General features: G+C 38.2%; 9 protein-coding genes. 5 read left to right on the top strand and 4 right to left on the bottom strand.

Annotation, left to right across the window (positions count from 1 at the left end; genetic code table 11):
* Positions 1–118: 118 nt before the first annotated feature.
* From ACQKNC_RS03605 to ACQKNC_RS03595, 3 genes are all read right to left on the bottom strand, one after another.
* A complete protein-coding gene (locus tag ACQKNC_RS03605) occupies positions 119–310 on the bottom strand; it encodes a small, acid-soluble spore protein, H family (RefSeq protein ID WP_427423493.1) in 192 nt (63 codons plus the stop codon).
* A 12-nt stretch (positions 311–322) separates the two neighbouring features.
* A complete protein-coding gene (locus ACQKNC_RS03600) occupies positions 323–484 on the bottom strand; it encodes a YfhD family protein (RefSeq protein ID WP_427423492.1) in 162 nt (53 codons plus the stop codon).
* 187 nt (positions 485–671) lie between these two features.
* Complete coding sequence (locus tag ACQKNC_RS03595; RefSeq protein ID WP_427423491.1) at positions 672–2,087, bottom strand: glycoside hydrolase family 18 protein; 1,416 nt, start codon at positions 2,085–2,087, stop codon at positions 672–674.
* A 253-nt stretch (positions 2,088–2,340) separates the two neighbouring features.
* On the opposite strand from ACQKNC_RS03595, the gene ACQKNC_RS03590 reads away from it, so the two are divergent.
* Positions 2,341–3,132 (top strand): alpha/beta fold hydrolase, encoded by a 792-nt coding sequence (locus tag ACQKNC_RS03590; protein WP_427423490.1) that lies wholly within the window; start codon positions 2,341–2,343, stop codon positions 3,130–3,132.
* Positions 3,133–3,156: 24 nt separating this feature from the next.
* Positions 3,157–4,152, top strand: a complete 996-nt coding sequence (locus ACQKNC_RS03585; RefSeq protein ID WP_427423489.1) for a sensor domain-containing diguanylate cyclase — start codon at positions 3,157–3,159, stop codon at positions 4,150–4,152.
* A 38-nt stretch (positions 4,153–4,190) separates the two neighbouring features.
* Here ACQKNC_RS03585 and ACQKNC_RS03580 read toward each other — a convergent pair whose 3' ends face one another.
* Positions 4,191–4,586 carry a (deoxy)nucleoside triphosphate pyrophosphohydrolase gene (locus ACQKNC_RS03580; protein ID WP_427423488.1) on the bottom strand — a complete coding sequence of 132 codons (396 nt, stop codon included), beginning with the start codon at positions 4,584–4,586 and terminating at the stop codon, positions 4,191–4,193.
* Positions 4,587–4,822: 236 nt separating this feature from the next.
* Between ACQKNC_RS03580 and ACQKNC_RS03575 the strand changes: the two genes are divergently transcribed.
* From ACQKNC_RS03575 to pheT, 3 genes are all read left to right on the top strand, one after another.
* Positions 4,823–5,587, top strand: a complete 765-nt coding sequence (locus ACQKNC_RS03575) for a TrmH family RNA methyltransferase (RefSeq protein WP_427423487.1) — start codon at positions 4,823–4,825, stop codon at positions 5,585–5,587.
* 745 nt (positions 5,588–6,332) lie between these two features.
* Positions 6,333–7,370 carry a phenylalanine--tRNA ligase subunit alpha gene (gene pheS / locus ACQKNC_RS03570; protein ID WP_197144733.1) on the top strand — a complete coding sequence of 346 codons (1,038 nt, stop codon included), beginning with the start codon at positions 6,333–6,335 and terminating at the stop codon, positions 7,368–7,370.
* A 12-nt stretch (positions 7,371–7,382) separates the two neighbouring features.
* On the top strand, positions 7,383–9,800 hold the full coding sequence (gene pheT / locus ACQKNC_RS03565) for a phenylalanine--tRNA ligase subunit beta (RefSeq protein WP_427423486.1): 2,418 nt from the start codon (positions 7,383–7,385) through the stop codon (positions 9,798–9,800).
* The last annotated feature ends 209 nt before the right edge of the window (positions 9,801–10,009 follow it).

Raw genomic sequence — 10,009 nt, 5'->3', positions numbered from 1 at the left:
AGGCAAAATTAAAAACGAGTCCGGTGCAATACCGAACTCGTTTTACCCAAGCTGCCTAATGAAATAACCGTGTCTAACTTTTAGGGGTCACTTCAAGTAAGCAGTTTTTTTATAAAGTCTAATGTACGAGGTACTCTTCTTTTAATTCACCTATATCCACTTCGGATCGTTCCTCTAAAGAACGACGTAAATGAACAGTTGCTGTTTTACCATCTTCATGAAGCTTGTCAATCCAAATAGATACGCCATTATAGCTTACTTCATATTCCTTTGGTGAGGCTACAATTTCTTGTGCACGATTATAATCCACTTGAAGCCCCCCTTATTTCTTTGTCTTGCCTTCTTTAGTAACCGAATTAATCAGGTTCATAAACTCTTGAGAAAACTCTTCACTAGCTTTGTTTGGCGCTATTTTTTGGTTTTTTGGTGTTTGGGGCAATGACCCTTTGTTTGCGCTAGTACCTTGTTTATTGTCTCTTCCCATGTTTAGTTTCTCCTTTCGTTTTGATATTTCTTAATATGGCTTTGAATTGATTTTTTATTATGGGAAAAACTAGGGAAAGGTAAGAATTTATTGTAGAATTGTTTAGACTTTTTTGGATTAATAGTACATTCTAAACTGCGCATACTAAGCTAATTAAGTTCATTGATTGCCAAAAAGTTCCCCCGCTTTATAATGAAACTTTTTTGATGGAAAAATCATTATTTAATAGCGCCCAGTTTTGTGGGAAAGGGAAACCTAATGCCCAATAGCTAATACCTCGAAGATTATATTGCTTCGCCAAGTCAAACTTAGCTTGTGCACTTCTAGCATCTTCAAACCATACCTCATGATTTCTACCTTGTTCATCGACATAACGGAAATATGGTGACTGTGCGGTCCTATCATATTGAATGATTGCGCCATATTTTATTGCTCTATTAATCGCTTCTTGAGAGCTAAATGTTTCTGCCTCTTGCCCTTTAACATGCGGTAGAAGCCAATCGCGAGCATAAATTTCAAAGCCTAAAAATATTTTGTCAGCAGGCATAACTGATAAAGCATATTCCACAACTTTTCTCATTTCGTTAATGGGTGAAATTGCTTGAGGTGGACCAAGTCGATATCCCCACTCGTATGTCATCAAAATTACAAAGTCTGCAATTCTTCCGTGTGCTTCATAATCATGTGCCTCATATAAAGTTCCTGCCTGAGTTGCGCTCGTTTTTGGCGCAAGTGCTGTTGATACTAGGTATCCTTTTGGATGAAGACGATCAACAGCTAATTGGAGGAAAGTGTTATAATTCTCTCGATCTGCCGGTAGAACGTTCTCAAAATCAACGTTTAGAACTTTATAGCCCTTTTCCTGCATCACTTTCAAAGTATTGTTAATGACCTTTTCCTGTAATTCTGCACTAGATAAAATAACATGTGATAGATTGGAGCCGGCTTCTGTAGAAGAGAAATTCGTAAGGGTCAGCATAGGAGTAATGTTTTTGGCATTAGCTGCATCGATCATTTCTTTATCATTTATAGGTTGTAGTGTTCCATCCTCTTTCACCATATAAGCAAAGGGGCTAAAATAAGTTAGTAGATGACCGATTGCGTTAATCGACTGCACAGCTTCTTTAGGCTCTTGATACGTATAAGCATTTACTTCAATGGAAGGCTTTGCTCTTGGAATAATCAACTGCGTACCAGCATAAATCATGTTTGGATCTGAAATTTCATTTTCCGAAGCAATTGCTTGAACAGTCGTTCCATAATACGTGGCAATTTGCGATAGAGTCTCTCCTGGCAATACAATATGTGTAGTGGGTGGAATAACTAGTCTAGTTCCAGGTGTTAAAACATCTGGATTTGTTAGATGATTTTCTGTGATAATCGATTGCATAGACACACCATAATGTTGGGCTATCGACCATAAGGTGTCACCCCTTTTTACAATATGGGTTGTGTAAGGAGAGGGAATAACGAGTGATTGTCCGATTACTAATTGATCTGGTTTAGATAATGCGTTTAATTTGATAATGGAATTAATCGGTACAGAATAGCTGTTTGCAATTTGCCAAAGTGTTTCACCTGCGCTCACCACATGAATAATCATTAGGACACCTCCTTAATGGGTTTCAATATAGCATCATATGTATGAATCAAGAAATTGAGTATTTATCTTTAATTTTTAAGTGATAAAATTTCAATCTCCATATTCTTTCCAAGTGATATGCATCATTTGAGAAAGGGCTGTATGTTGAAGAAAGTAAAGCTCACAGCAATAATAATCCTTCATTTATCTTGATAATTATTGCCCTCAAGGTCAAAATGAATGTAATACATAAATTCTAAAGGGAGTAAATGCGATGATGGATGTTATTGTTCGTAATAATGTAAAAATAATAGGCAAGGGGGATCAAACTATTATTTTTGCGCACGGCTTTGGATGCGATCAAAATATGTGGCGCTTTATCACACCTGCACTTGAAGAAAATTTTCAAATAATATTGTTTGATTATGTTGGTTCGGGAAAATCGGATTTAAACGCTTATAAATCTGAAAAATACAATACTTTGCACGGTTATGTACAAGATCTACTAGACATTATCGAATTTTTAAATTTGAACGAGATTATATTTGTTGGACATTCTGTTAGCTCAATGATAGGAATGTTAGCATCAATAAAACGTCCTGAATATTTCAAGAAATTAGTGATGATTGGGCCATCTCCATGTTATTTAAATGACGGTGCTTATCATGGCGGATTCGAATTAAGTGATATTACAGAACTACTGGATATGATGGAAATGAATTTTTCAGGATGGGCAAGTTACTTGGCTCCTATAGCTATGAAAAATCCTGAGGTTCCTAGATTATCACAGGAATTGGAGCAAACATTTATTGCAGCTAATCCTGTTATTGCTAGAGAATTTGCTGAAGTAACTTTTTTATCTGATTATCGTGACGACCTAGTAAAAGTGACAGTTCCTTCACTTATAATGCAATGTTCAGATGACAGTATTGTACCGATTGAGATAGGAGAATTTTTACATATTCACTTAAAAAATAGTACATTGATATTAATGGAGGCAAAAGGTCATTACCCACATATTAGCCATCCAGAAGAAACGATTCGCTGTATCAAAGGCTTTTTGTAAGAAACATGAAAGGATATTCAAAAAATGGATAAACAATTGAACTATGCGCCTTGTGGTTTTCTTTCCATTACACATGAAGGGATTATAACAGAAGTAAATCAAACTTTTCTCAAATGGATGGGCTATGAACAGGCGGATGTGTTAAATAAACATATTGAATTTCTCATGTCTATACCTAATAAGCTGATTTTTCATTCTTATTTTTACCCTACTATTAATTTACAAAGGTGTGTAGAAGAACTATTTATTAGTTTTAAGCATCAGGACGGTATTTCTAATCCATATTTGTTGAATGCTAGGATGTATACTGAGGATGAGATGGAGCGAATTGATTGTATTTTAGTGAAGATGAAAAAGCGAATTGATTATGAACTAGAGTTACGATCAGCTAAAAAACAAGTGGAAGCAGCTTATATTGATAAGGAAAGAGCATTAGCAAAATTAGAACAGATTCATTTAGAAATCGAACAAAAACAAGCAGAGCTATTAGAAATGAATGCTACATTAATAGAATTATCAGTAACAGATAAGCTAACTGGTTTGAAAAATAGAAGGTTCTTTCAAGAAAAACTAGAAGAACAGTTTTCTATTTTCGACAAAACTGCAAAATCATTTTCACTCTTTATTTTAGATATCGATCATTTCAAAAAAGTAAATGACACATTCGGGCATCAAGTAGGAGATGAAGTCCTTGCACAATTAGCACAAATATTAAAAACTCAGGCTCGTTCAGAAGATACAGTCGCACGTTATGGTGGAGAAGAATTCGTTGTTATTTTACCTGAAACTAATGAGGACGAGGCTAAAGATATCGCTGAGTATTTAAGACGGGCTGTTGAATATGCAAAATGGCAAACTGGAAAAATAACAGTGAGTATCGGAATGGCGACAGCCACCTTAAAGGATAGTGAGGCTACAATATTAAAAAGAGCTGATGAAGCTTTATATGCCTCTAAGGAGAATGGGAGAAATAGGGTAACTCATTGTAGAGATTTGAGTAAACAAAAGGATGACAATTAAGGCATTTTTTTATGTCATCCTTTTGTTTATGAATAGTATTATCTTTCAGCAAGTATTTTTTTTATCGCGGGAATATCGGCAGGAGCGAAATTAAGATCTAGAAGTTGATGTCGAGGAACCCATCTAATTTCAGCATGTTCTAGCATGACCGGCTCTCCCTTTATAATGGACGCTTTAAATGTTTTTAAGCGTACTATAAATTTTTCGTATTCATAAATGGTATCCTCAACCTTTTCCCCAACTTGTATCGAGCAATTAAATTCCTCTAATATTTCACGAGATAAAGCTTGTTCCGGCGATTCGCCCTCTTCGATTTTACCACCAGGAAATTCCCAATAATTTGCTAGTACCATATTAGGATTTCTTAACGCACAAAAAATTTCATGCTTGTCATTTTCAATAATGGCACCTACTACATGTACATTTTTTTTCATTTATTTTCACCCTCAGATTTATTTCTACATCACCCAAAATGGGAATCATTTGTATTTCTGAAATATTGAAAATTATAACATGTATTTCTGTGATTTTGTAATTATCTGGGGGTGATAAGTTGATAATAAAAGAAAAAGATATAACAATTAATCTGTTTTTTGCATGACTATGTAATTTATCGTTTTCTACTGTATAATAATGAACAGTAAATAGGAAAAAGGCGGTACGAGGTACGATGAAAAGAATTGAATCTACGCAAAATGCGTTAGTGAAATATTGGAAGAAACTAGCGACAACACGTAAAGAGCGTGAAAGATCCGGAGAATTCATAGTAGAGGGATTCCATTTGGTGGAGGAAGCATTAAAAAATAAGGACCAGGTGCTACAGCTAATTGTACGTGAAGGTGTAGATTTACCAATGCTTTGGCCGATTGATAATGTAGCTATCGTTGAAATAACAGCGGCTGTTGCCAAGGAGTTTGCTGAAACTGAGACATCTCAAGGTGTATTTGCAGTTTGTAAGCAACCTTTGTTAGAAGAAGATGTAATGGCTTCGTGGCGCAAGGTGCTACTAATTGATGCCGTCCAAGATCCAGGGAATATTGGGACGATGATTCGTACTGCGGATGCAGCTGGTTTGGATGCGGTCATACTCGGCAAGGGTTGTGCGGATTTATATAATCCTAAAACGCTTCGCTCTGCGCAAGGCTCACATTTCCATATTCCTGTCCTTCGTGGCGATCTAGAGGAATGGATTGAGCAGCTACAGGATAATAATGTACCAGTATTTGGAACAGCTTTAGATGAGGATGCAGTTGTCTATAGTGATATTGAGCATACTGGTGCTTTCGCGATAATGATGGGGAATGAAGGTAGTGGCATTCATCCACAATTACTTTCGATGACAGATCAAAATATTATTATTCCGATATTGGGGCAAGCAGAGTCTCTAAATGTAGCAGTGGCAACAGGAATTGTTTTATATGGATTTGTTAAGTAGTTAATAATCGTAATCACACCTGTAATTGCAAGAATATGGTGAAATCGTATGCAATGTACTAGTTGATTGGAGTGGAGGCTGGGCGACTCCTTGGGGATCAGCAATAGAGGAACGAAGGCTAAAACCATCACATCCTGTGATAACGCCTTCGTGACCAACATCCTGCTGTTGCTGTCGCTACGTTGCACTACGCTTTCGCACAGACAAAAACACTTTGCTGCCGCTACGTTAGCACTTCGCTTTCGCGCAAAAAACACCTGTTGCCCCAAGTGGCTCATCGGACGCCCCCAGGAAAGCGCCCAGTCGGAACGGAAATCAACCACACGTTATGGTGAGGAGCCTAAAATTACCGATAGAATCATCGATATCGATGGCAATAGGCACATGGCTCTTGATTTGAATTGGTATAGTATTGTATAATCACTGTTAAAATGTAAACTAAAATGCTTTGACCGGGAAGTAGTAAAAATTGTGAATGGACGACAGGGAGCGCAGGACGAAGATTGAGAGCCAGTGCCGTACCAATGCAGTTTTGAATTCACCCCGCGAGCAGCTACCGGGACCAGCTAAATGCTGTAAAGGTACGCCGGCTTTAATCTAGTCGTTATGTCAATGAAGTGATTGCTAGGAATTTTCTATGCAATAACTAGGGTGGTACCGCGAATATGTCCTCGTCCCTTTTTTAGGGGCGAGTTTTTTTATGCCATCAACAGCAGGCATTTATGTGAACAAGGAGGGTTTATACATGGAAGAGCAATTAAAACAATTAGAGCAAGAAGCACTTGCTAAAATTGAAGCGGCAGCAAATTTAAAGGAACTAAATGATGTGCGAGTAGCATATCTAGGAAAAAAAGGACCTATTACTGATTTATTAAAAGGCATGGGAAAATTATCAGCTGAGGAACGCCCGAAAATGGGTGCCTTAGTCAATACGGTTCGTGAAAATGTAACTGCTGTATTAGAGGAAAAGGTAACTGTGCTAGAGGAAGCAGCAATTGCTGAAAAATTAGCAAGTGAGTCGATTGATGTCACTTTACCTGGCCGTGAGATTAAAGTTGGCAATCGTCATCCTTTAACACGTGTTATTGAAGAAATTGAAGATTTATTTATCGGTATGGGCTATGAAATTGCCGAAGGTCCTGAAGTGGAAAAGGATTATTATAACTTCGAGGCGCTGAACTTGCCGAAGGGACACCCTGCTCGTGATATGCAGGATTCATTCTATATTTCCGAGGAAATATTATTACGTACGCATACTTCTCCTGTGCAAGCTCGCACGATGGAAGAGAAGAAAGGTGAATCAATTCGCATTATTTGTCCAGGGAAAGTATTCCGTCGTGACAACGATGATGCTACACACTCTCACCAATTCATGCAAATTGAAGGGCTAGTGATTGGTGAAAATATTCGCATGAGTGACCTTAAAGGTACACTTGATACATTAGCGAAAAAAATGTTCGGTGCTGACCGCGAAATTCGACTTCGTCCAAGTTTCTTCCCATTCACAGAGCCATCTGTTGAAATGGATATTTCTTGCTTCAAATGTGGTGGTTCTGGCTGTAACGTATGTAAAGGTACAGGCTGGATTGAAATTTTAGGAGCAGGTATGGTGCATCCAAATGTTCTTGAAATGGCTGGCTATGATCCGAAGAAAGTGTCAGGCTTTGCATTCGGTATTGGTGCTGAACGTATCGCAATGTTGAAATATGGTGTCGACGATATTCGTCATTTCTATACGAGTGACACACGTTTCTTATCACAATTCGAGCGAACAGAGGCGTAAGGGGGATAAAAAATGTTAGTATCATTAGAATGGTTAAAAGATTATGTAAGTACACAGGATTTAACGCCTGAGGAGTTAGCTGAAAAAATTACGCGCTCTGGAATTGAAGTAGATGCAGTAATTGACCGTGCTAACGCAATGGAAAAAGTTGTAGTAGGCTATGTCGTATCAAAAGAGAAACATCCTGAAGCGGATAAATTAAATATTTGCCAAGTGGATGTTGGTGAAGCTGAGCCACAACAAATTATTTGTGGTGCTCCAAACGTTGATGCTGGTCAAAAAGTTATTGTTGCTCGTCCAGGTGCACATTTACCAGGTGGCATTAAAATAAAAAAAGCAAAACTTCGTGGACATGAATCAAACGGTATGATTTGTTCATTACAAGAGTTAGGAATCGAAGGAAAGCTTGTTCCTAAAGCATATTCTGAAGGTATCTATGTACTTCCTGAGGATGCTGAGGTCGGCTCGGATGCCCTTGCTATTTTAGGTCTACGTGACACAGTATTAGAGCTTGGTTTAACACCAAACCGCTCAGACGCGTTGTCAATGCTAGGTGTGGCATACGAAGTTGGTGCAATTCTAACTGAAGAAGTGAAGTATCCAGAAATCGCCTACAGCACATCTTCTGAAAAAGCAGAAGACATGTTAAAGCTTCGAGTGGAAGATTTACAAGCAAACCCAATGTATGTTGCAAAAGTTGTGAAAAACGTAAAAATCGCGGAATCACCAATGTGGTTACAAAATCGCTTAATGGCAGCAGGCGTACGCCCACATAACAATGTTGTCGATGTTACGAACTACATTTTAATGGAATACGGTCAACCGCTTCATGCCTTTGACTACGATAGCCTAGCAACAGGTGAAATCGTAGTGCGTAAAGCAACAGAAGGTGAAAAAATTACAACTTTAGATGATCAAGAGCGTACATTAAAAGCAACAGATTTAGTCATTACAAATGGCAAGGAGCCAGTAGCTATCGCAGGTGTAATGGGTGGTGCAAACTCTGAAGTAAGTGATTCTACAACAACTGTTGTAATCGAATCTGCATACTTCGACGGTTTAACAGTACGTCAAACATCGCGTCATCTTGGACTTCGATCAGATGCTTCTGCTCGTTTTGAAAAGGGTGTAGACCCTAACCGTGTGTTACCTGCTGCAGAACGTGCTGCAGCACTACTAGCTGAATTAGCTGGCGGTGAAGTGTTAGAAGGAACATGCATCGTGGATGAACTAGATAAATCACCAGCACGTGTTGTTGTTTCTCCAGATTTTATTAATGAACGTTTAGGTATGAAAATTTCATTAGAAGAGATGCTGTCAATTTTAGAGCGTCTTAAATTCGGCGTAGAAGCAGCAAATGGTTTACTAATTGTTGATGCACCAACACGTCGTCAAGATATTAAAATTGAGGAAGACATTGTAGAGGAAATTGCTCGTTTATACGGCTATGATGAAATTCCGATGACCTTACCAGAGGGCGCAAACCAAGTAGGTCGTCTAACGCCATATCAAGCAAATCGTCGTGTAGTTCGTACTTACATGGAAGGGGGAGGCCTTTACCAAGCTGTCACTTACTCATTAACTTCAGATGCATTGTCACAACGCTTTGCATTAAAAGCAGAGCCAGTAACACGTTTACTTATGCCGATGAGTGAGGACCGTTCAACACTACGTCAAAGTCTAATCCCACATCTAATTGAAGCTGCTGCATACAATGTTGCACGTAAAGCTGACAATGTGGCATTGTATGAAATCGGTTCAGTATTCCTTGGTCAATCAGAAGAGGGGTTACCATATGAGGAAGAGCATGTGGCGGCAGTAGTAACAGGAAAATGGCTTGACCATGCTTGGCAGGGTGAGAAAAAAGAGGTAGATTTCTTCGTCTTAAAAGGCATTGTAGAAGGTGTTATCGGTAAGCTTGGTTTAGAGGACCGTATTTCATTTGTGAAAACGGAAGTAGATGGTTTACACCCAGGACGTACGGCTAGCATTCTTTTAGACGGTGAACAAGTCGGCATTATCGGTGGATTACATCCTGCAGAACAAAAAGCATGGGGTGTAAAAGACACTTATGTAATGGAAATGAATCTAGTAACATTATTAATTGCTACTGCTAAAAAAGCACCACTTGCCTATACACCAGTACCACGTTTCCCAGCAATGTCTCGTGATATTGCCCTTATCATGGACCGTGCAACAACTGCTGGAGAAGTCATTACTGCTATTCGTTCGGCAGGTGTGAAATTATTGAAAGACGTTCGCGTATTCGACGTATACGAAGGTGAAAAAATGGATTCTGGTAAAAAATCAGTGGCATTCTCCCTAACATACTTCGATCCAGAACGTACATTAACAGATGAAGAGGTTGTTGCAGCACATAATAAAGTGTTAAAAGCTATTGCAACAATTGAAGGTACAGAAGTACGCTAATTTAATAATTTTTTTATGAGCTGTCTCGTAATGAGGCAGCTTTTTTAGTTGGAAGGCACTTCTTAACGTTTATATGATACAACAGTCAATACAAAATTTTCTGATATTTTAAGTTTTTAATAATATTTTGAAATAACAAAAAAAGAATCTTAAGTATTTATTATGTGTATAGTAGAAACTGGATAGAAAAAATAGTAAGAGGAGATAAT

Source organism: Lysinibacillus sp. NPDC094177, from assembly GCF_050279145.1.
In the GTDB taxonomy this organism is placed as follows: Bacteria; Bacillota; Bacilli; order Bacillales_A; family Planococcaceae; genus Lysinibacillus.
This window is presented reverse-complemented; position numbering and strand designations above follow the sequence as displayed.